Below are 21,500 nucleotides of genomic sequence, written 5' to 3'. Positions count from 1 at the left end.
CTAATGTCTACAGTTTTGTGGCGAAGCTCTCCGGGAGCGGCTACCTGGGGTTGCGGGAGCCGAGCCGTTGGACCGCCAAGGCGAGCCATAGCTGCACCCGGTCCTGGGTTTGCGAGGGGTCGTAGCCGGTCAGTTCCGTGATCTGGGCCAGACGGTACCGCACGGTGTTCCTGTGGAGGGTAAGCGCCTCGGCAACCGCGGCCACGGAGCCGTTGTGGTTCAGGTAGCTCTCCAGGGTGGCCACCAACTCTGCGCCATGGGCGGCATCAAACTTGCGCAGCGGGGTGAGGGACTCGCTGGCCATGTCCGCCAACGGAACATCCTCGCTGGCCAGCAGCAGTGACGTCAGGCTCAGCCGTTCGGGCTCGTTCACCGGCAAGCCGTGCGCCGCGGCGTCGCGCGCTTCGAAGTAGCTCCACCGCAGGCCGTTCGGCTTGGTGTAGGCCCCGCCGATGCCGATCACGGCGTGAATGCCGGCCTCTTGCAGGTGATCGCTAAGGCTCTTGGCCAGGGCGGTGGCGGAACTGCCGTCGTCGCTGACTACCGTCACCAAATCCTTGCCGACGACGGCGCTGACGCCGCCTTCCAGCGCCTGGGGCAGGGAAATACTGACCAGCTGTTTGTGGTGTGCCGTGGACTCGGCAACCAGCACGACGTTTTTCCTTGTGCTGTTGATCCCGACACCTGCCAAACGGCGGGCTGCCTCGATGGTTTCCAGGGTGCCGTGGATGACGTCGTCCAGCACCTGCCCGGCCATGGCACGCTGGGACTGCCGCTGCTTGACCATGTTGTTGAGCTCCACGCTGATCAGGTTCTGCGCGTAGCTGACGATTCCCGAGTCGATGAAAGGCTGCCGCAACCAGAGCGTGCAGGCGTCCCTGCGGCCGGTGGGAATCGGATACGAAGCCCAACCGTCCGCCGTCGGGGCCGGTTTCCCCACCACGCTGTTATAGAGCTGCGCGCTGAACTGGGTGAGCACGACGTCAGTTCGCAGCATGCTGCCAAGTTGCTTGAGGAGTTCATTGAGGCCGCCGCCGGTCAGCAGTGAGCGGGCAAGGATCTGGTGCCCGGCCAGGAGGCGTTCGAGGTTGGAATAATGGTCGGCGGAGTGGGACTCTGCCACGAGTTTGCCGATGGCGATGAACGGGATTTCGTAGGGCACCTCCACCAAGGGCAATCCCCAGCGGTTGGCCTCTGCGATCAGGGCTTCGGGAACCGATTCATGGGTGAGGCCTATACCGAAACCGATCCCCACAGCACCCGCGCGTTGGACCTGGCGGACGAAGCGCCGCTGATCAGCCGCGCTTTTGAGGCGAAGGCCCGTGGTGAGGACCAGCTCGCCGCCACTGAGGAAGCGTTGCGGGTCTTCCAATTCGGTCACCGCGACCCAGCTGATGTCCTGGTTCCACGTGGTCTCGGCGAGGCCGGACTGACGGAGTTTCAGGGAGGGGACAGCGACGAGCGAAGCGAGGGACAGAGCCATGTTTAAAGCGTAACCCGGCGCTGGGCAAGCGCACTAAGCGGGGTGTGCTTGTGTGTGCAGCTGACTATTCCTTGCACCCCCTCCCTGGCATAGGCTCTGATCAGCTAAATCCATGCCCAGACACCGAAAGAGGGTTGCACGCCGTGGTTCAAACCTTGCAGAACTTCATCAATGGCGAATTCGTCACGCCGGCAGGTACGGGTCTCCTGGACATCGTTAACCCTGCCACCGGGGAAATCGTTGCCAAGTCGCCCATTTCGGTGCAAGCCGACGTGGACGCAGCCATGACCGCCGCCAACGAGGCCTTCAAGACCTGGAAGAAGGCAACCCCCGGCCAGCGCCAGCTCATGCTGCTCAAGCTCGCCGATGCCGTGGAAGCCAACAGCGACGAACTGGTGGAAGCCCAGCACCGCAACACCGGCCAGGTCCGCTCCCTGATCGCATCCGAGGAAGTTGCGGCCGGCGCCGACCAGCTCCGCTTCTTCGCCGGTGCCGCCCGCATCATGGAAGGCAAGTCCGCAGGCGAGTACTTCGAGGGCCACACCTCCTACGTGCGCCGCGAACCGATCGGCGTCGTAGCCCAGGTTGCGCCGTGGAACTACCCGTTCCTCATGGCCATCTGGAAGATCGGCCCCGCCTTGGCCGCGGGCAACACCGTGGTCCTGAAGCCCTCGGACACCACCCCGGAGTCCACCCTGGTACTGGCACGCCTTGCCGGCGAGATCTTCCCGGCCGGCGTCCTCAACGTTGTCCTGGGCACCGGCGAAACCGGCGCCATGATGGTTGACCACAAGGTTCCCGGACTGGTGTCCATCACGGGCTCCGTCCGCGCAGGCATCGCAGTTGCCAGCGGCGCAGCCAAGGGCCTCAAGCGTGCCCACCTGGAACTTGGCGGCAAGGCTCCGGCCATCGTCTTCAAGGATGCCGACATCAAGAAGAGCGCAGCGGCCATCGCCGAGTTCGCCTTCTTCAACGCCGGCCAGGACTGCACCGCCATCACCCGCGTGCTCATTGAGGACTCCGTCCACGATGACGTCGTGGCAGCCATGGTGGAGCACACCAAGACCCTGCACACCGGTTCGCAGAACGACGAAGACAACTACTTCGGTCCGCTCAACAACGTGAACCACTTCAACGCCGTGACCTCCGTGGTGGAGCACCTCCCGGCGAACTGCAAGATCGAAACCGGTGGCCACCGCGCAGGCGAGAAGGGCTTCTTCTTCGAGCCCACCATCATCACCGGCGCCAAGCAGAGCGACGACATCGTGCAGAAGGAAACCTTCGGTCCGGTCATCACCGTGCAGAAGTTCAGCACGGAAGAAGAAGCACTCGAGCTGGCCAACGACGTCGAATACGCCCTGGCGTCCAGCGTCTGGACCACCGACCACGGGACGGCCATGCGCATGAGCCGCGACCTGGACTTCGGTGCGGTCTGGATCAACACCCACATCCTCCTGACGGCAGAGATGCCGCACGGCGGCTTCAAGCAGTCCGGCTACGGCAAGGACCTCTCCATGTACGGCGTCGAGGACTACACGCGGATCAAGCACGTGATGAGTGCATTGGATGCATAACGCAATTGCATAACGCAGTTGCGTAACGCGTCCGCGTAACCCGTACGAATTTCCCAGAAAGGCAACCACCCCATGACCACCACCGCGAACGAACTGTCGTACCGCATCGAGCAGAAGCGCAACATCAACGGCGCTTTCCCCGGACCCAAGTCGCAGGCACTGGCCGAGCGTCGCTCCGCCGTCGTTGCTGCCGGCGTCGCCTCGGGCGTCCCCGTCTACGTTGAAGACGCCGACGGCGGCATCATCCGCGACGTCGACGGCAACTCCTTCATCGACCTCGGCTCCGGCATCGCCGTGACCAGCGTCGGCGCGTCTGATCCCGCCGTCGTCGCCGCTGTCCAGGAAGCTGCAGCGCACTTCACGCACACCTGCTTCATGGTTACCCCCTACGAGGGCTACGTTGCAGTTGCCGAGCAGCTCAACCGCCTCACCCCGGGCGACCACGCCAAGCGCACCGTGCTGTTCAACTCCGGCGCTGAAGCCGTGGAGAACGCCGTCAAGGTTGCACGCCTGGCCACCGGCCGCGACGCCGTGGTTGCTTTCGACCACGCCTACCACGGCCGCACCAACCTGACCATGGCACTGACCGCCAAGGCCATGCCGTACAAGACCAACTTCGGCCCGTTCGCGCCCGAGGTCTACCGCATGCCAATGAGCTACCCGTTCCGTGAAGAGAACCCGGAGATCACGGGTGCCGAGGCAGCCAAGCGCGCCATCACCATGATCGAGAAGCAGATCGGTGGCGACCAGGTTGCCGCGATCATCATTGAACCCATCCAGGGCGAGGGCGGCTTCATCGTTCCGGCCGAAGGCTTCCTGCCGGCACTGTCCGCATGGGCCAAGGAAAAGGGCATCGTCTTCATCGCCGACGAAGTCCAGTCCGGCTTCTGCCGCACGGGCGAATGGTTCGCCGTTGACCACGAAGGCGTTGTCCCGGACATCATCACCATGGCCAAGGGCATCGCCGGCGGCCTCCCGCTGTCCGCGATCACCGGCCGCGCCGACCTGCTCGACGCCGTCCACCCGGGCGGCCTCGGCGGCACCTACGGTGGCAACCCGGTTGCCTGCGCAGCAGCACTCGCCGCGATCGACACCATGGAACAGCACGACCTCAACGGCCGCGCCCGCCACATCGAAGAGCTCGCCCTGGGCAAGCTGCGCGAACTCGCTGAAGAAGTTTCCGTGGTCGGCGATATCCGTGGCCGTGGCGCCATGCTGGCCATCGAGCTCGTCCAGCCCGGATCCAAGGAACCCAACGCCGAGCTCACCAAGGCCGTTGCCGCTGCTTGCCTCAAGGAAGGTGTCATCATCCTCACCTGTGGCACCTACGGCAACGTGATCCGTCTGCTCCCGCCGCTGGTCATCAGCGACGAACTGCTCCTCGACGGCCTCGAGGTCCTCGCCGCAGCCATCAAGGCCAACGCGTAACTTTCACCGCTGTACACAGAAGGAGGGCCGGGGTTTCCCGGCCCTCCTTCTGTGTGTGCGCCGGGTTCGCTGGGTTCGCTGGAGTGTGCCGGGATCGCTGTTCCTCGCCGAGTTCGCCGTTGCTATCCAGCGATCCTGCATGGCTCCCGCGATTTCGACGCCGGAGCGCCCTAGGTGCCCAGCGTCAGGTTCTTCTGGTGACCGTGTCCGTCCAGCTGGACCTCGTTGACCACGGGCCCGGCACTGACCAGGCCCACGCCGGGATCACCGTAGCGAGCCGAGATCGCCGGAGTGGGCCGAGATCGCCGTTGCTATCCAGCGATCCTGCATGGCTCCCGCGATCTCGACGCCGGAATGCACGAGGTGCCCAGCGTCAGGTTCTTCTGGTGACCATGTCCGTCCAGCTGGACCTCGATGACCACGGGCCCGACACTGACCAGGCGCACGCCGTCGCCGGGCCACGCCGTCGCCGCAGTGGGCCGAGTTCGCCGGAGCGCGCCGAGTTCGCCGGACTGCGCCGAGATCGCCGTTGCTATCATGCGATCCTGCATGGCTCCGGCGATCTCGACGCCGGAACGCCCTAGGCGCCAAGCCTCAGGTTTTTCTGGTGGCCATGTCCGTCCAGCTGGACCTCGATGACCACGGGCCCGACACTGACCAGGCGCACGCCGTCGCCGGAGCGCGCCGAGATCGCCGTTCCTTGCCGAGGTCGCCGTTGCTATCCAGCGATCCTGCATGGCTCCCGCGATCTCGACGCCGGAACGCCCTAGGTGCCCAGCGTCAGGTTCTTCTGGTGACCATGTCCGTCCAGCTGGACCTCGATGACCACGGGCCCGACACTGACCAGGCGCACGCCGTCGCCGCAGTGGGCCGAGTTCGCCGGAGCGCGCCGAGATCGCTGTAGCTAGACAGCGATCTTGCATGGCTCCTGCGATTTCGACGCCGGAGCGCCCTAGGTGCCCAGCGTCAGGTTCTTCTGGTGGCCGTGTCCGTCCAGCTGGATCTCGATGACCACGGGCCCGGCACTGACCAAGGCCACACCGTCGTCGGCCTGTACAACGGTGCGCCACTGAGAACCAGGCAGTGTGATCCGGACGCTGGCTTGGGTCCGGGATGGGTCGGCCACGGACAGTGTGAGCTGGTTCCCGGCCTGGTGGGCTGCCAGGGTGCACGAGCCGGAGACGGCATAGCCGCCTGCAGTGCCTGCTGCGAAGAAGTTGGCCAGGACGAGTTGGTCCTTGACCATCTCAACCATCTGGACCTCCGACGAATTGGCCAGGACGTTGACATCGGGGTTGGCCGACTGGGAGAACGTAGTGGAATGGCTTGCCGCGGGCAACACCATGTAGGCATAGCCCGACCCGGATGGATCCACACCGTGGCGGTGCGTGACGGTCACATAGTCCCGGGTAACAGGATCGGTTGACCCGCCGGTGTCTGCTCCGGAGTTCACGTCGAACCAGCTCCCCGTTCGGCGGACCACGGCCACTTCAGGCACCCCGGACACTCCCGGCGCATCAAGGAACACGTAGCCGCCGTGCCCCTCGATGTGCACGGACTTCTGGAGCTGTACTGCTGCATCGCCGGGTGCCATGCGACGGTTCCGGGAATCGGTCCGCAACGCAGGCACGGTTCCTGACGCGAACGCCCTGTTCTCCAACGTGGTCTGGACGGCAGCCCCACCCGTGCCGGTGATGCCCGCCCCCATGCAGACCACCGCGTCATCAAGGAAGAACCAGGACTTCCTGCCGGACAAGGTCTTGTTGTGGTTGAGATGGTCCATGCCGATGACGCCCCACCGGCCGTCCACGGTGAGGCCACCGGCAAAAGCCTGGAAAGCGCGCGGAATTCCGGTCCCGGCGCCTCCCGCGCCGCTGGCCCGTGCTTGGTCATTGACCGTGGTGCCGGGAAGGGCGTAGGGATCCACCGTCGGCCAGAAATCGGAGCTGAACTGCGAGGGGTCCTGGCGGGTGTAAACGAACGTCATGCCGTCTCCCTGGTACCAGCCAAGGTTGTTCTCGCTGTTGCCCCACTCGTACCTGCCGATGCGCTTGGAGGACAGGTTCACCGTGCAACCCCACTGGGGGCGGTGGTGGACCAGTCGGTCCTGGTCGGCGAACATGCGGCTGTACACCGGTGCCGGCGCGGAGACCACGGCGGTATTGGAGAGGACGTCCAGGGACAACAGGGACTTTGCCAGACTCTGCGTCGGGTGCCCTACGAGTTTCTGGTCTGCGCAGCGTTCCAGCCAGCCCTTGGCCAAGGCCAGGAACCGGGAACGGTACGGCTCCTCGCAGCCCGGCGCCAACAGCAGCACCGCGGAGATCAGGCCGAAGCCGCTGACGTAGTCGGGTTCCCGTTGCCGCGACACGGCACGGCCGCGGACGGTGTCCATGATCCGGCCGTCCCACACGAACGGGGCATAGGTCTGTTCCACTGCCTCAAGGAGTACGGTTCTTTTCGGGTCGCTGACGGCCCACAAGCTCCCGCCCAGCATGGCAATGATCTCTGCGATACCGGCTAACGCCACCACGCCGTAGGTCCCGGCATAAGGCAGGTACGTGTGCTGCACGAAGGAGCCGTCGGTATAGAAGCCGTCGCCGCTGGTCACGTAGGTGAACACGCTGTTGACTCCACCGCGGACGGTGTCGCTCAGGGCATCACGTCCCAACGCGATTTCATCCGGATTGTTGTCCAGGATGCCGCGCATGCAGCAGGCCAGCGCCTTGTCCACGCGGTTGGCGCCTGTCTCGGCGAAAGATGTAGCACGGCCGCGCCAATTCGGGTTCGGTGCGAACCAGCGGACAGCTGCCAGCAGGGACGTCCGCAGGGCTTCGGGGACCTCGGTATGAAGCAGTGTCAGGATATCCACTGACTTGCGGGGAACACCGATTTCCCAGAACCACCAGTTTCCGGCAGCGCGCATCCCGGGCTTGTACGCGGTGTCATTGAGGAGCTTCAGTCCGGCAACAATGTCAGCGGCCAGTTCCGGGTTCCCGGCGTAGGGGTTGCCGGGGACCGCGTAGCCCAACGCCATGTCGTAGAGGCGGTTGAAGTGCAGGCCCATGTTGCTGGTAGCCGCGGTGGACTGTCCTATGCCCGTCAAGGGGATGTCGCTCCACAGAGAGGTCCGGACCGGCGCCTTGTCCATGGAGGTCCACCACGTACCGGCGGTGCTGCCCATCCCTTCGAGCTGCCTTGCGAGTTCGGGGACATCCGCGGCGCTCCGGCTCCCGGTAAGGACCAGGCGTCGACGATCTATGAGTTCCTGCAAGCCGGCGTCGCCGGCTGCCATGGACGGCGCTGTCTGGGACAGCAGTGCCCCGGCGAGGGCGGCAGCCCCCGTGGTGCGGAAGAGATTTCGGCGGCTCATGGTGGGTCCAGTGAAGTTCAAAACTGCTCCGTTCAAAACTGTTTCGGGGGTGATGGGAATGCGGCTGCGGTGAAGCTCTCCGCAGCTTTATGTCCGGTTCCCGGGCCCCTCAACAGCAGTGAACGGAGAGTTCACGACTGTTTGGGAGGTGACACCGAGTCCCGGATGACTATGTGCGTGCCGACGGTGAGGGTGTTGTCGGAGGAGGCGCCGGCGTCGTGCGGAGACTGGGCCAGCGCCAGCCGCACGGCTTCGCGTCCCAGTTCCTCGAGCGGCACCCGCACAGTTGTCAGGCGGGGACGCAGCTCGCTGGCCACGGGAACGTCGTCGTAGCCAACAACCGAAATGTCCTCCGGGACCCTGATTCCGCGTTCTTCGAGAGCCTCCAGGATTCCGGCGGCGACGAGGTCGTTGGCACCAAAGACGGCGGTGAACCCAAGGTCCTGCTCCAACAGTTCGCGCATCCGGCTGTAGCCGAAGCCGCGGCCAAAGGCTCCTTCGTGGACCAGGGCAGGATCGCGTTCGATACCGCGGGCATCCAGGGCGCGGTAGAAACCGGCCAGCCGGGACGCCGTCGTCGAAAAATCACGGGGGCCACCGACGTAAAGGATCCTCCGGTGTCCCTGCGAGATGAGGTAGTCGGTGATGGCGAAGGCGCCTCCTTCGTTGTCGTAGGTGACCATCTTGGTGGGAACACCAGGGCCCAGGGACGGCCTGCCGCACAGGACCAACGCGGAGCCTGCCGCGGCAAGCGCCCGGGCACGGTCGGCCATCTGCTTCCGGTAACGGGGGTCGTCCGACGCTCCGCCCACCACGATCACCGCATCAGTCCGCTGCTCGCGCATGAGGTCCACCAGCGCGAGCTCCCGTTCCTTGTCGCCATGGGTGGCGGTGATCAGGCACAGGCGTCCCTCGGCGCTCGCCTGCCGCTCCACACCCCGGGCAATGTAAGCGAAGAAAGGGTCGGCGACGTCGTTGATGATGATTCCGACCGTGCGGGTAGTGGCACCGGCCAGGGCACGGGCATGCGCGTTGGCCACGTAGCCGAGGTCCGAGACGGAGCGGAAGATCCGCTCACGCGTGGCTTTGGCCACCGGGTAGTTGCCACTCAGGGCCCTGGAAACGGTGGCCACGGACACGCCTGCCGCCTGCGCGACGTCGGCAATGGTGGCGCCGCTGCCGCCGCGGGCATGGATCGGATCTGTGGGGGAGCTTTTGTCAGTCACTAGGCGATTCTCGCAAGATCCGCCGCCAATACCGGATAAGCCAAGGGCAAGCCCTCGCTCAATCGCCGGACTTCCGTGACGGCGTGGCTGCCCAAACGGTGGATCTCGTTGCCCATTGCCCCCGCGATATGAGGCGTCAGCACCACATTGGGCAGGGTGTGCAGGACCGAGTCGGCAGGCAGCGGTTCCGGATCCGTGACATCCAGATACGCGTCCAGCCGCCCCGACACGAGTTCCGCCGTCAAGGCTGCTGCATCGATCAGCGCGCCGCGTGCGGTGTTGATGACCAGTGTCCCGTCCTTCATGAGGGCAAGTTGCTGCGCACCGATGATGCCGCGCGTTTCAGCGATGTCCGGAGCGTGGATGCTCACCACATCGGAAAGGGCGCAGAGCTGGTCCAGGCCAACAGTTTCAACACCCAGTTCGGCGGCCTCGACGGCGGTGAGGTAGGGGTCGTAGACCAGTACCCGCGCGTCGAGGTTCTTGAGCAGTCCGATCACTTGGCGCCCGACGCGGGAGGCGCCCACCAAGCCGATCGTGACGCCGTTGGTTCCGATGGTGGGAAACCCTGCGGCGTTGCGGGAGGCGCCTGTCATGCGCAGTTGCTCACTGAACCTCCGGGCCCTCTTCAGGCCCATGACGATCGCGGCGAACGTGAACTCGGCCACCGGCACGGCATTGGCCGCGGCCGACGACGACACCTGGATTCCCCGGGTGTACACCTCAGGGGACAGAAAGGTTTTCACGGTGCCTGCCGCGTGGACGATGCAGCGCAACCGGGGCAAGTGGTCCAGCACGAAGGCATCAATGAGAGGGGCGCCCCACCCGGTGATGAGCAGTTCGGCGTCTCCGAGGCGCTCAAGGGTGCCCGGGACGGTGAAATCGGAGACGGGCTCGGGATCCAGCAGTGTGACGATTCCACGGAGCCGGGCAAGGTCCTCGGTGCTGAACAGGGTGGGCAGATTACTGCGGCCCATCACGAACGCAGCCTTGATGGTGCCGGCGTGCTGGAGGTTGGTGGTCACTGCAGGTTTCCGTCCGGTCGTGGTGATGGAAGCATAGAAAGCGCTTGCTATTTGCATGTCAGCGTAGGTGCGTCGAAGAATGGCTGTCAATCCCAGATCCCAATCAATATATGGATCCTTATGTGTTATTGACATCACACAATTCTTCTGGGTAGCTTGTTCCCCATAGTAAACGCTTACTATTTCTAGCCGTCGAGCGCTTCCGGGCGCCGGGCCACTCCACATCCGCCGGCTTCGGCGCAGACAGAGGAAATACATGAGCAGCAACAGCCAGACACTCACGCCCCAGGCGACGCCCGACGTCGGCGGGCCGGCGCCGGTGGCGGAAGGCCGCCGTCGGGGCCGCCCACCGGGGGGACCTGCCGCAGGCCGCGGCCGCAAGAAGAGCCTCATGGCCCGGATCCGCCGCGACAAAGTGATGTTGCTGCTGATCGCGCCGGGCTTCCTGTACTTCGTGGTGTTCCACTATGTCCCGCTGGCCGGCAACATCATCGCTTTCCTGGACTACAAGCCCTACCTCGGATTCGTGGACAGTGTCTGGGTTGGCCTGGACAACTTCGCGGCCATGTTCCAGGACGGCGCCTTCTGGGAAGCCCTGCGCAACACCCTGGTGATCACGGGCCTCCAGCTGGCCCTGTTCTTCCCGGTTCCCATCTGCCTGGCACTGCTGCTGAACAGCATCGTGTCCGACAGGATCAGGAAGTTCGTCCAGAGCGTGGTCTACCTGCCGCACTTCATTGGCTGGGTGATCATCGTGGCAGTCTTCTCCGAAGTCCTCGGTGCCACCGGCGCTGTCCCGCACCTGCTGGAGAGCCTGGGCCTTCCGCGCTTCGACGCCATGACCACTCCCGAGTTCTTCCCGTTCCTGGTCACCATCCAGTCCATCTGGAAGGACGCCGGATGGGGCACCATCATCTTCCTGGCAGCCCTGATGAACGTGGACCAGGAACTCTACGAAGCCGCGGCCGTGGATGGAGCCAATGCACGCCACCGGCTGTGGCACATCACCCTCCCCGGAATCATGCCGGTGATCATCCTGCTCCTCATCCTCAACCTGGGCAGCATCCTGTCCGTCGGTTTCGAACAGATCGTTCTCCAGCGCGACAACGTGGGTCCCGGTGCCGGAGAAGTCCTGGATACCTATGTGTACTTCCACGGCATCCAGGACGGGCAGTGGGGTCCGGCGGCAGCCGTGGGCCTGGTGAAGGGCATTGTGGGCCTGATCCTGGTGCTCGGTGCCAACAAACTCGCCCATCTCTTTGGACAGGAAGGTGTCTATTCCAATGGCAAATCCAAGTAGCACCCTGGTGGCCGGCCTGGGCCGGCTGAAGCCCAAGGACACACGCCCGATCTGGATGGAGAAACCCAAGCCCGCCGTCCAGGTTGCCAAGACCATCGCATTGGTCATCATCTGCTTCCTGGCCCTGTACCCGCTGCTGGCCGTCTTGGCTACGAGCCTCTCCAGCCAAAGCGAGATCGCCAACAACAACGGCTTGGTCCTCTTCCCCAAAGAGCCCACGTTCGCTGCCTACCAGACCATCTTTGCCGGGGGAGTGGTGACTGATGCGTTGATCCGTTCACTGCTGATCACCACCGTGGGCACGGCCCTCTCCCTGGTGGTTACGGTGGCCATGGCCTACGGCCTCACGCGCCGGGACCTGGTCGGCGGGCGCTTCTTCCTCATGACCGCCCTGTTCACCATGCTTTTCAGCCCCGGCATCATCCCCAGCTTCCTCATGGTCAAGGAACTCGGACTGCTGGACAGCTACGCGGCGCTGGTCCTGCCCACCTTGATGAGTGCCTTCAACCTGGTGGTGGTCCGGTCCTTCTTCATGAACCTCCCGCAGGAACTGTTCGAGGCCGCGAAGATCGACGGCGCGGGAGACTTCCGCATCCTGGTCCAGATGGTGCTGCCGCTCTCGCGAGGCGTGCTGGCCGTCGTCGGACTGTTCTACGCGGTGGGCTACTGGAACGCGTTCTTCAACGCCATGCTCTACCTGAACGATGACAAGTGGCCGCTATCCATGATCCTGCGGCAATACGTGTTGCTCGGCCAGCCCATGGGCGACTCCGCAGTGGCCGAGATCGCGGTGCCGTCGCAAGCGATCCAGATGGCCGTCGTCGTGATTTCCCTGATCCCGATCGTGATCGTGTTCCCGTTCCTCCAGCGCTACTTCACCAAGGGCGTCCTCACCGGCGCCATCAAAGGCTAGTCCAACTCTCCATTCTTGAAAGGGAAGACCCATGAACGCAGTACCCTCTGCCGGCCCCAGCCGCCGGAACTTCCTCTCCGTAGCAGGCATCGGTGCGCTGGCTCTCTTCAGCGGCGGGGCCCTGGCCGGCTGCGGGCAGCGCACCACCAGTGTCGCCTCGAACGCCAGCGAAGCATTATTGCCCACGCACATGCCCCTCCAGGCAGCCGCTGCCGACATCCCCGGTACTGCGCAAGGTGTGCCGTCGGCGTTCTACAAGTACCCCGCGCCGTTCCGCAGCGTGCAGACAGCACCGCTGAAGGGAGGCAAGATCACGGCCATCACCAACTTGTTCGGCACGGCCCCGAACGCGCGGGCGGACAACCCTGCGTGGCAGGCCATCGAAGCCCGTCTGGGCGGGCAGGTGGACATTACCTCGGTCTCCTCGGACGACTACGCCACCAAGTTCAACACCATCATCGCGGGCGGCGAGTTGCCGGACCTCATGCTCAACGACGGCGCCGCCGTGCCCAACATCGTGGAGTTCCTGCAGGCCAAATGTGCGGACCTGACACCGTTGCTGGGTGGCGACAAGATCAAGGACTATCCCAACCTGGCCGCCATCCCGGAGGTGTTCTGGAAGCAGACCGTCCAGGCAGGCAAGCTGTATTCGCTGCCCATTCCGCGCAACCTCACCGGTGGGTCCGGCTTCGTGAACCAGACGCTGTTGGAGAACGTCGGCATCAAGTCCACCGAGGACATCAAGGACAAGGACGACTTCTACAGGGTGGCCAAGGAACTCACCAACCCCTCCAAGAACCAGTGGGCATTGGGCAGCACCAAGTTTGGGCTCACCATGCTGCACCACATGTTCCGCACACCGAACGTCTGGAAGAACGACGGCGGCAAACTCACCAGGGCGTTCGAGACGGACGAATACATGGCCGCGATCGAGTTCGGAGCCAAACTCTACAAAGATGGCTTGTACGTTCCCGGCTCCGAAGGTTGGACGAAGTCGCAGATGGTCAACTCCTTCATCTCCGGCAAGGTGGCCATGATCTACGACGGACTCCCGGCCTACATCGGACCCACCGGTTACGGCCGCAGCGTTCCCGCAGCCAACAAGGCCAACAAAGCCGTCCCGTTCATCCCTGTGGGCCACGACGGCGGCAAGGCGCAGACCTGGTTGGACAACATCACGTTCGGCACCGTGATGCTCAAGAAAGCCGACGAAACCAAGCTCAAGGAAGTCCTGGCCGTGGCCAACTTCCTGGCGGCTCCGTTCGGCAGCGAGGAGTACCTGCTGCTCAACTACGGCGCAGAAGGGGCCGACTACACCTTGGACGCCAGCGGTAATCCCGTGGTGACCGATCGCGCCCTGCTGGACAACGCCGTGCCGTGGAAGTACCTGGCCGCACCGCAGCAAGTGGTGTACGACCCCAGCAACAAGGACATTGTGGACGTCATGCATAATGCCTACTCGAAGCTCATCCCGTTGGGTGTCGAAGATCCCTGTGGCACGCTGTTCAGCCCCACCAATGCCAGCAAGGGTGCCAAGCTGGGCCAGCCCGTCTCCGACGCCGCCACAGCAGTCATTGCCGGACGTGGCACCATGGACGCACTTAAGACTGCCGTGGCGGACTGGAAGAAGAATGGTGGCGACACCATCCGCGGCGAATACGAATCGGCGCTGGCAAAGTAGCCGATCCGCCCCTCCCCGGTCCGCTGGACCGGCCAGCACAACCCGGCCTGCACAACCCAAGGAACCCTGTGACACAGCTCCCGCCAGTAACCCAGCCCTGGCTTCCCCATCCTGATCCCGTCCTGTCCCCGCTCACGGGCTGGACCCGCGGCCATTGGGAAGCCACGGCCGACCATTGGCTCGGACACATCCGTGCCTACTCCAGCCCGCTCAAGGCCAGCCCACGCCTTCCGGGCCCGGTGACGCGTGACGGCGAGCGCCGGGAAGGCATGGAGACCATCGGACGGAGCATGCTGATGGCCGCGCCGCGGATCGCCGGTGCCCGTGGCCGGGACCGCTTGGACTTGGCGGCTTGGTACCGGGAGGCGCTGCTGGCCGGTACCGATCCTGACGGTGCAGAACGTTGGCCGTTGGGTGTCACGTGCAAGTCACCCTTGCTGGGCGTGACCAACTCGATCGTGGAAGCGGCGAACATCGCTTTCTCGCTCCACATCGCCAGGGAGTGGTTGTGGGAACCGTTGGATGCCGATGAAAAGAAGCAGGTTGCCGGCTGGTTGCGGCACCATGCCCGGCTCGAGGTGTGGGGTAACAACTGGCAGCTCTTTCCGGCAATGGCGGAGGGTTTCCTGCGTTCGGTGGGGGAGGACGTGTCGGGCTGCACGGGTGCGCGGAATGTGGCCCGGGTGGAGTCCTGGTATCTGGGCGATGGGTGGTACACCGACGGGCCGGAGCACGCCATCGACTACTACAACGCGTGGGCCATCCACCCTTATTTGTGGGCCTGGTACAAGATGACCGGCCGTGAGGATACCCCAGGGGGTCGCCGTCATCTGGAGCGTCTGCGCGAATTCGTGGGTACGCAGAGCCTGATGTTCGCCAGTGATGGGGCAGTGCTGCACGTCGGGCGATCCTTGGCGTACCGCACGGCCGTTCTGGCCGCCTTGTGGTGTGCCGAGATCTCTGGCGTGAACCCGTTGACGCCGGGTGCCACGCGTCGCCTGGCGTCCGGGGTCCTGGCGAACTTCACGGCGAAGGGCGTTGGCGTTGATGGGCCGCCGAACCTGGGCTGGTATGAAGAACACCGGGGCTCCTGCCAGGCGTACAGCGGGTTCGGTTCACCGTATCTGGCAGGCATCGGCTTCCTGGGGTTGGCGCTGCCGCCGGAGCACAGGGTATGGCAGGAGGTGGAAGAGCCGCAGCCCACAGATGGCCCGGCCGCTGTTCGGGCGTTGCCGGATGCTGGTTGGACTGTGATCAGCGATGGCGGCTTGGTCCGTCTCACCAACCACGGCAGCGACCATTGCGGCCTGCCCGTGGGCGGCGGCACGGACCCCGATGATCCGCACTACGCCAAGTTCTCTTATTCCACCCATACAGCGCCAGGTACAGGCCCCGCGTGGGAGGACAACGTGGATGGTCACCTTGCGTTGTTGGGGTCCGACGGCGTGGCGAGCCGGCGCTGTGCCCTGCGCGCCACCCGCACGGACGGCCTCGTCAGCGGATCCGTCCACATCCCTCAGTTGCACGGAAAGACCCTGCCCGGCACGGCCGTCACTACAGTTTCGGTGGTGCACGGCATCCACGAGCTTCGCTGCCATTTGGTCCGTGGCCCGATGGAGTATTCCGTCCGGGAGGGTGGCCATGCTGTAGCCGGCGCCACGCCGGTGGATGTTGGAACGACGGACAACACCGCGTGGGCCGGCAACGGTGATGTCTACGTCGCTGTGACGGCGGTGCACGGCTGGGACGAGCCTCGGACCACGCGGTATATGGATGCCAACGCCATGGGCAAGCACTCAGCAGTCCCCAGCCTTGTCGCGGAGCGCAACAGTGAGGAAACGGTCCACTTTGCCCTCCACACGCTGACCCGGGGACCGGCTCCTTCGCCGGAAGCGCTCCAGGCGGCTGCCGCCGTCGTGGTTTCCGGTACGGAAGTGTCCGTGACGTGGGCCAGCGGCGCTTCGCAAACTTTCGATCTGCGGACGTTTGTCCCTTGGGATGGGCAGGTGGGTAAGTGATGGACCTCAAGTACGGCGCGTCGCGGGAAAATCCCCGCGAGGACGCAGCGATGCAGCGGTTCCGCGGCCATCGTGTGGGGCAATTCATTCACTGGGGTCTTTACGCCCTGCCGGCTGGTCGCTGGGAAGGCAAAGACGTGGAGTTCGCCGCTGAGTTCCTGCCCCGCGTGGCGAAGATTCCGCAACAACGCTGGGAGGCGCTCGCGAACGATTTCACCCTGGCGGATTTCGACGCCGAGCGGTGGGCGGACACGGCAGTGGCGATGGGCGCCCGCTACATGACCATCACCACCAAACACCACGATGGTTTCTGCCTGTGGCCGAGCGCGCACACGGACTTCCACATGGGGAACACGCCCTCCGGCCGCGATGTCCTGGGTGAGCTGGTGGCCGCCTATGAAGCCCGGGGGATTGACGTCAACTTCTACTACTCGGTGCTGGATTGGCGGCACCCGGACTGGCGCTTCACGCTGGAGAACGACGCCGACAACCTGGCTTTCGCCCGCTACCTCGACTTCGCGATGAAACAGTTGGAAGAACTGGCCGAACGCTATCCGAGCGTGAAGGGCTTCTGGTTCGACGGCACGTGGGACGAATCCGTGAAGGCCAACGGGTGGTGGACCTGGGAGGTCGAACGGATGTTGAAAGAACGTCTTCCCGGCGTGGTGGTCAACAGCCGCTTGCGGGCGGACGACCTTGGAGCCAGACACGTGGATACCAACGGCTACCTCATGGGCGACTACGAAAGCGGTTACGAGCGCCGGCTTCCCGAGCCTTGGGACAGCAGCGTTGCCACCCGTGACTGGGAAGCCTGCATGACCATTCCGCAGGCGAGCTGGGGATACCACCAAGGCCCGTGGGCGCAGTCGACGCTCAAGCACCCTTGGGATGTGGTGGACATGATCGCCCACTGCACATCCCTGGGTGGTAACTTCCTGCTGAACTTCGGCCCCCGAGGCGACGGCTCCATGGCCCCTGCCGAGGTGGAGATCGCCAGCACCGTGGGGGAGTGGCTCGCGGTCAACGGTGAAGCAATCTACGGGTGCGGGTACGCCGAGGGCTGGGACTATCCGGGGTGGGGGTACTTCACCCGCGACACCTCCAGCGGACAAGTGTTTGCTGTGGTCACGCGCCTGCCGGCGTCGGGGCGGGTGCGCCTGCAGCTCCCCGCGGGCCTGGAGCTCACGGGGCTCCGGACACCCGGGACCGGCGCGCACCCGTACAACAGGCTGGCAGATTCCGTATTTGAGGTGGAACTGCGGGCTGGCTTAGAGGCTGGTCCGGCCGTTCTTGCCCTGGGAACTGGACTCCTTGCCGGGCCTGCTTCCGAAAAGGAGCCCAATCCGGACGTGCTCGACTAGCTAAGCTCCGGCCGCTGCCACCCGGGCCTTCTTCCTCAGCACGGAATTCTTCCTGGTGGTCCGCAGCATGTCGATGGTCAGCAGGACCAAAGCAAGCCAGACAACGCAGAAGCCGATCCAGCGGGCCGTCGTCATGGTTTCGTGGAACACCAGCAGCGCCACAACAAACTGGAGGATCGGCGCGAAGTATTGGAGGAGGCCGATAGTGGTCATCGGGAGGCGACGGGCAGAGGCACCGAAGAAGAGCAGCGGAACAGCGGTGATCACGCCGGAAGCCACCAGCAACCAGAAATGTCCGGCGCCCATCGTCGTGAGGGTTTCAGCCCCCGTGACCCCCAGGACCACCATGGTGATGGCAGCAAAGGGAGCCAGCACCACGGTCTCAACGCTCAGGCTCGTCAAGGCATCCACCTTGGGACCAACGCGCTTCTTCACGAAACCGTACAAGCCAAAGCTGAACGCCAGAATCAGGGCGATCCAGGGGAGTTGCCCGTACGAGAAAGTCAGGACTCCCACCGCAACGAATCCAATGCCCACGGCCGTCCACTGCAAGGGGCGCAGCTTCTCCTTGAGGACAAAAACACCCAGGAGGACCGAGACCAGCGGGTTGATGAAGTAGCCCAGGGAGGTCTCAACAGCATGTCCGGTAGTGACGCCGAACGTGTAGGTGAGCCAGTTGATGGCGATCAGGCCGGCGGCGAGCGCGAGCGGCCCGAAGACGGTGCGGTCCTTCAACGCTGCACCGAAAACCCGCCAGGCCCGAGTGATGGTGATCAGGAGGGCGCAGAAGATGAGGGACCAGACAATCCGGTTGGCCACGATTTCGATCGCCCCGGCAGGCATGAGGATAAAGAAGTAGAGGGGAAGCAGGCCCCACAGGCCGTAAGCGCCGATGCCAAACAGGATTCCCGCCGTCGACTCGCTCCTCACAGGCTTGGCGGAACCGCTGGTTCCTGCTCCACCGCCCTTGGCCGCCGCCGTCGGGGGCTGGTTTGAAGGGGAGCCTGAGATGATCTGTTCCGGAGTCGACACATTGTCGCCAACACCGGGTACTGCTGCAATATTCCGCAATTTTTGTGAATCTCTGTGACTCCTGCCATATAAGCGGCCGGGTGTAGGGTCGACACCTAGAATTGAAGTCTGCGCGCCCCCAACAGCGGCGTGGCTCACTGCTTCGGAAGGGCTAACGGTGTCCAACTCAGCCGCAACCATCCCCAATCGTCCCCTTCGCGTTGCCATTGTCGGCGCAGGCCCCGCAGGGGTTTACGCCGCGGATATCCTGACCAAGTCCAACGAGGTCAAGGACGGGCACGTTGAAGTGAGCATCGACCTCTTCGAGGCGTATCCCGCGCCCTACGGACTGATCCGCTACGGTGTGGCGCCGGACCATCCCCGCATCAAAGGAATCGTCAACGCCCTCCACAAAGTGCTGGACCGTGGCGACATCCGCTTCCTGGGCAACGTCACGTACGGCCGCGACCTTACTTTGCACGATTTCCGCTCCTTCTACGACGCCGTGATCTTCTCCACCGGCGCCATCAAGGACGCGGACCTGAACATTCCCGGCATCGACCTTGAAGGGTCCTTCGGCGGCGCCGACTTCGTCTCCTGGTACGACGGCCACCCGGACGTGCCCCGGGAATGGCCGCTGGATGCCAAGGAAATTGCCGTGATCGGCAACGGCAACGTTGCGCTGGATGTAGCACGGATGTTGGTCAAGCACCCTGAAGAACTGTTGGTCACCGAGATCGCGGACAACGTGTTCGCAGGCCTCAAGAATTCGCCCGTCACCGATGTCCATGTGTTCGGGCGCCGCGGCCCCGCCCAGGTGAAGTTCACGCCGCTGGAGTTGCGCGAGCTCTCGCACTGCAAGGACGTGGACATCGTGCTGTACCCGGAGGACTTCGAGTTCGACGAAGCCTCGGATGAGGCGATCCGCAGCAACAACCAAATCAAGATCATGGTTAACACCATGACCAACTGGCTGGTAGAGGAGCACGCCGAATCCGAGCAGCCGTCCTCCCGCCGCCTGCACCTGCACTTCCTGCACAGCCCCGTGGAGATCCTTGACTCGCCGGAGACGCCCGGCAGGGTGGCCGGCATCAAGTTCGAACGGATGGAGCTGGACGGCACAGGGAACGTCAAGGGCACCGGGGAATTCGTGGAGTACCCCGTCCAGGCCGTGTACCGCGCTATCGGCTACCACGGCTCGCCGCTGGATGAACTTGAGTACGACGCCCGCCGCGGCGTCATCCCGAACGACGGCGGCCGCGTCCTGGACGCCGACGGCAAGCCCGTGCCGGGAATCTACGCCACCGGCTGGATCAAGCGCGGACCCGTGGGGTTGATCGGCCACACCAAGGGTGACGCCCTGGAAACCATCGGCTTCCTCCTGGAAGACCGGCTCAACCTGCCGCCGGCCGAAAACCCGGACCCGCAAGCCATCATCGACCTCCTGGAAGAGCGCGGGGTGGAGTACACCACCTGGGAGGGCTGGAACCGGCTTGACGCCCACGAGGCCGCACTTGGTGCTGCCTGGTCAGCATCCGACGAGAATCCGGACGGTGTGGTTCGTGAGCGCATCAAGGTTGTGCCGCGTGAGGAAATGATCCGGATCTCCCGCGGCTGACCCTTGGAGTTTTTGTACACCTAATGCCCCTATTCGGACGCTTTAGGGTCATCACCTGTACAAAAACTCCATCTGGCGAATTAGACTCTCTCGTACTGTGCTGCCCACCGCGCGCGGCCCAACGCACAGAATGTCAGGGAGTTCGATGAGGAATCCAGTCCACCCGCCGGTTCCAGGCAGCGATGCCGCGGAGCTGCTGCAGAAGCGTGCCCTGGCCGGCCATGAACGCCTCGAATCCTTGCGCATTGGCGTGCCGGAAGATATCGTCGGGCTGCGCCGGCTGGTCCGGGAATCCTGGCAGCGTTCGGCGAGTCTCCAGGCCAACCCCGACGTCGCCGAAGCCCCCTTGGCGATGGACCGCGATGAGCTGGAGCAGTACCGCCGGCAGCACCCTTTGGCCACCATCATGCCCGTGATCAGGAAACTGCTGGTTCAGCCCAGCCATGACAGCGGTCTTCTCGTGGCCGTGGGGGACGACGTCGGGCGGCTCTTGTGGGTGGACGGCGATCCGGTGATGCAGCGGCGGGCCGAAGGCATGATGTTCGTGGCCGGCGCCGACTGGTCCGAAGCCTCCGTGGGCACCAGCGCACCCGGCACGGCACTCGCCCTCGACCGGAGCATCCAGATCTCCGGAGCCGAACATTTCAAGCGCTCCGTCCATCCCTGGAGCTGTACCGCGGTTCCCTTCCACGATCCCGATTCCGGCGCCGTGCTGGGCGTTGTGGACATCACCGGGACAGAAACGGCCGTGGCGCCGCACACCCTGTCCCTGGTGGAGGCGACGGTCGCAGCAGCCCAGGCGCAGCTGCGGATTGAACGGCTGCAGCTCGCAGCCGCCGTTCGCGACAAACCACGACGCCGGAGCGCGGCCGCCGCCTCAAGCCCCGCTTTGTACCGCAACAGCCTGCAGTTGCTGGGGCGTGACAATGCCCTGCTCAGCATCGCCGGCCGGACGGTCTCGTTGTCCGCACGGCACAGCGAAATCCTGGCCATCCTGGGCAACCATCCGGATGGACTGAGCGCCGATGACCTCTGCGCCCTGCTGTACCCGGGCGACGGTTCTTCCGTGACGCTCCGGGCGGAGATGGTGCGGCTCCGGAAAGTCATCCAGGAGATCAGCCCGGACGCGGTTCCCGAATCCCGCCCCTACAGGCTGCCGGTCGAGTTGCTTCCGGACTCCGGACAGGTCCTCAATTGCCTGCAGCGCGGCGCCCACCGCATTGCCCTGGAAATCTACAAAGGTGCGCTTTTGCCGCGTTCGGAGGCACCCGGCGTCGTGCAGTTGCGGGAGCGGGTGTCCCACCTGCTGCGGGAGGCACTGCTCAGCGACGGCAGCGTCGATTCGCTCCTCAAGTATGCGGAACTGCCCGAGGCGAAGTACGACGTCGACCTCCGCCTCGCCGTGCTGAAGCTGCTGCCGCCGCGCTCACCGAAGCGGGCGGCCGTGGTCGCCGATCTTGAGCGGATCGACGTCGAGTTGAAAGCGTGA

At 64.5% G+C, this 21,500-nt stretch carries 16 protein-coding genes; 11 read left to right on the top strand and 5 right to left on the bottom strand.

Annotation, left to right across the window (positions count from 1 at the left end; genetic code table 11):
* Positions 1-40: 40 nt before the first annotated feature.
* Positions 41-1,483 (bottom strand): PucR family transcriptional regulator, encoded by a 1,443-nt coding sequence (locus JMY29_RS14875; protein WP_018776810.1) that lies wholly within the window; start codon positions 1,481-1,483, stop codon positions 41-43.
* Positions 1,484-1,626: 143 nt separating this feature from the next.
* Here JMY29_RS14875 and JMY29_RS14870 point away from each other — a divergent pair, with 143 nt between their 5' ends.
* From JMY29_RS14870 to JMY29_RS14855, 4 genes are all read left to right on the top strand, one after another.
* Entirely contained in the window at positions 1,627-3,057 is a 1,431-nt protein-coding gene (locus JMY29_RS14870) for a gamma-aminobutyraldehyde dehydrogenase (RefSeq protein WP_018776809.1), read from the top strand.
* A gap of 72 nt (positions 3,058-3,129) precedes the next feature.
* Positions 3,130-4,485, top strand: coding sequence for a 4-aminobutyrate--2-oxoglutarate transaminase (gene gabT, locus JMY29_RS14865; RefSeq protein WP_018776808.1), 1,356 nt, complete (start codon positions 3,130-3,132; stop codon positions 4,483-4,485).
* Between the two features lie 197 nt (positions 4,486-4,682).
* Positions 4,683-5,069 carry a hypothetical protein gene (locus JMY29_RS14860; RefSeq protein ID WP_189075301.1) on the top strand — a complete coding sequence of 129 codons (387 nt, stop codon included), beginning with the start codon at positions 4,683-4,685 and terminating at the stop codon, positions 5,067-5,069.
* 23 nt (positions 5,070-5,092) lie between these two features.
* On the top strand, positions 5,093-5,389 hold the full coding sequence (locus tag JMY29_RS14855) for a hypothetical protein (protein WP_189075300.1): 297 nt from the start codon (positions 5,093-5,095) through the stop codon (positions 5,387-5,389).
* A gap of 48 nt (positions 5,390-5,437) precedes the next feature.
* Here JMY29_RS14855 and JMY29_RS14850 read toward each other — a convergent pair whose 3' ends face one another.
* The 3 genes from JMY29_RS14850 to JMY29_RS14840 all read right to left on the bottom strand — a co-directional run bounded on the left by JMY29_RS14850 (position 5,438) and on the right by JMY29_RS14840 (position 10,109).
* Positions 5,438-7,858 (bottom strand): polysaccharide lyase 8 family protein, encoded by a 2,421-nt coding sequence (locus tag JMY29_RS14850; RefSeq protein ID WP_229778564.1) that lies wholly within the window; start codon positions 7,856-7,858, stop codon positions 5,438-5,440.
* A gap of 131 nt (positions 7,859-7,989) precedes the next feature.
* The gene (locus JMY29_RS14845; RefSeq protein WP_189075298.1) at positions 7,990-9,084 is read right to left on the bottom strand and encodes a LacI family DNA-binding transcriptional regulator; all 1,095 of its coding nucleotides are present in this window, start codon (positions 9,082-9,084) and stop codon (positions 7,990-7,992) included.
* A complete protein-coding gene (locus JMY29_RS14840; protein WP_227453546.1) occupies positions 9,084-10,109 on the bottom strand; it encodes a hydroxyacid dehydrogenase in 1,026 nt (341 codons plus the stop codon). The genes JMY29_RS14845 and JMY29_RS14840 overlap by 1 nt, the downstream gene beginning before the upstream one ends.
* A gap of 256 nt (positions 10,110-10,365) precedes the next feature.
* Here JMY29_RS14840 and JMY29_RS14835 point away from each other — a divergent pair, with 256 nt between their 5' ends.
* From JMY29_RS14835 to JMY29_RS14815, 5 genes are all read left to right on the top strand, one after another.
* Positions 10,366-11,409, top strand: a complete 1,044-nt coding sequence (locus JMY29_RS14835; protein WP_018776804.1) for an ABC transporter permease — start codon at positions 10,366-10,368, stop codon at positions 11,407-11,409.
* Positions 11,393-12,322: a carbohydrate ABC transporter permease gene (locus JMY29_RS14830; RefSeq protein WP_018776803.1), complete on the top strand. Its 930-nt coding sequence runs from the start codon at positions 11,393-11,395 to the stop codon at positions 12,320-12,322. Before JMY29_RS14835 ends, JMY29_RS14830 begins: the two co-directional genes overlap by 17 nt.
* 31 nt (positions 12,323-12,353) lie before the next feature.
* Entirely contained in the window at positions 12,354-14,003 is a 1,650-nt protein-coding gene (locus JMY29_RS14825) for an extracellular solute-binding protein (protein WP_189075296.1), read from the top strand.
* Positions 14,004-14,071: 68 nt separating this feature from the next.
* Positions 14,072-16,021: a DUF2264 domain-containing protein gene (locus tag JMY29_RS14820; RefSeq protein ID WP_189075295.1), complete on the top strand. Its 1,950-nt coding sequence runs from the start codon at positions 14,072-14,074 to the stop codon at positions 16,019-16,021.
* Complete coding sequence (locus tag JMY29_RS14815) at positions 16,021-17,382, top strand: alpha-L-fucosidase (RefSeq protein ID WP_189075449.1); 1,362 nt, start codon at positions 16,021-16,023, stop codon at positions 17,380-17,382. The genes JMY29_RS14820 and JMY29_RS14815 overlap by 1 nt, the downstream gene beginning before the upstream one ends.
* On the opposite strand, the gene rarD is transcribed toward JMY29_RS14815, so the two are convergent.
* On the bottom strand, positions 17,383-18,453 hold the full coding sequence (gene rarD, locus JMY29_RS14810) for an EamA family transporter RarD (RefSeq protein ID WP_189075294.1): 1,071 nt from the start codon (positions 18,451-18,453) through the stop codon (positions 17,383-17,385). It lies immediately after the preceding gene.
* 118 nt (positions 18,454-18,571) lie between these two features.
* On the opposite strand from rarD, the gene JMY29_RS14805 reads away from it, so the two are divergent.
* The gene (locus JMY29_RS14805; protein ID WP_064721539.1) at positions 18,572-20,011 is read left to right on the top strand and encodes an FAD-dependent oxidoreductase; all 1,440 of its coding nucleotides are present in this window, start codon (positions 18,572-18,574) and stop codon (positions 20,009-20,011) included.
* Between the two features lie 145 nt (positions 20,012-20,156).
* On the top strand, positions 20,157-21,500 hold the full coding sequence (locus JMY29_RS14800; protein ID WP_189075293.1) for a helix-turn-helix domain-containing protein: 1,344 nt from the start codon (positions 20,157-20,159) through the stop codon (positions 21,498-21,500).

Source organism: Paenarthrobacter nicotinovorans (assembly GCF_021919345.1).
Lineage (GTDB): Bacteria > Actinomycetota > Actinomycetes > Actinomycetales > Micrococcaceae > Arthrobacter > Arthrobacter nicotinovorans.
This window is presented reverse-complemented; position numbering and strand designations above follow the sequence as displayed.

Coding starts and splice junctions, on each gene's coding strand:
- JMY29_RS14825 (WP_189075296.1), top strand. CDS start 12,354: ATGAACGCAGTACCCTCTGCCGGCCCCAGCCGCCGGAACTTCCTCTCC.
- JMY29_RS14815 (WP_189075449.1), top strand. CDS start 16,021: ATGGACCTCAAGTACGGCGCGTCGCGGGAAAATCCCCGCGAGGACGCA.
- gabT (WP_018776808.1), top strand. CDS start 3,130: ATGACCACCACCGCGAACGAACTGTCGTACCGCATCGAGCAGAAGCGC.
- JMY29_RS14835 (WP_018776804.1), top strand. CDS start 10,366: ATGAGCAGCAACAGCCAGACACTCACGCCCCAGGCGACGCCCGACGTC.
- JMY29_RS14875 (WP_018776810.1), bottom strand. CDS start 1,483: ATGGCTCTGTCCCTCGCTTCGCTCGTCGCTGTCCCCTCCCTGAAACTC.
- JMY29_RS14800 (WP_189075293.1), top strand. CDS start 20,157: ATGAGGAATCCAGTCCACCCGCCGGTTCCAGGCAGCGATGCCGCGGAG.
- JMY29_RS14850 (WP_229778564.1), bottom strand. CDS start 7,858: ATGAGCCGCCGAAATCTCTTCCGCACCACGGGGGCTGCCGCCCTCGCC.
- JMY29_RS14830 (WP_018776803.1), top strand. CDS start 11,393: ATGGCAAATCCAAGTAGCACCCTGGTGGCCGGCCTGGGCCGGCTGAAG.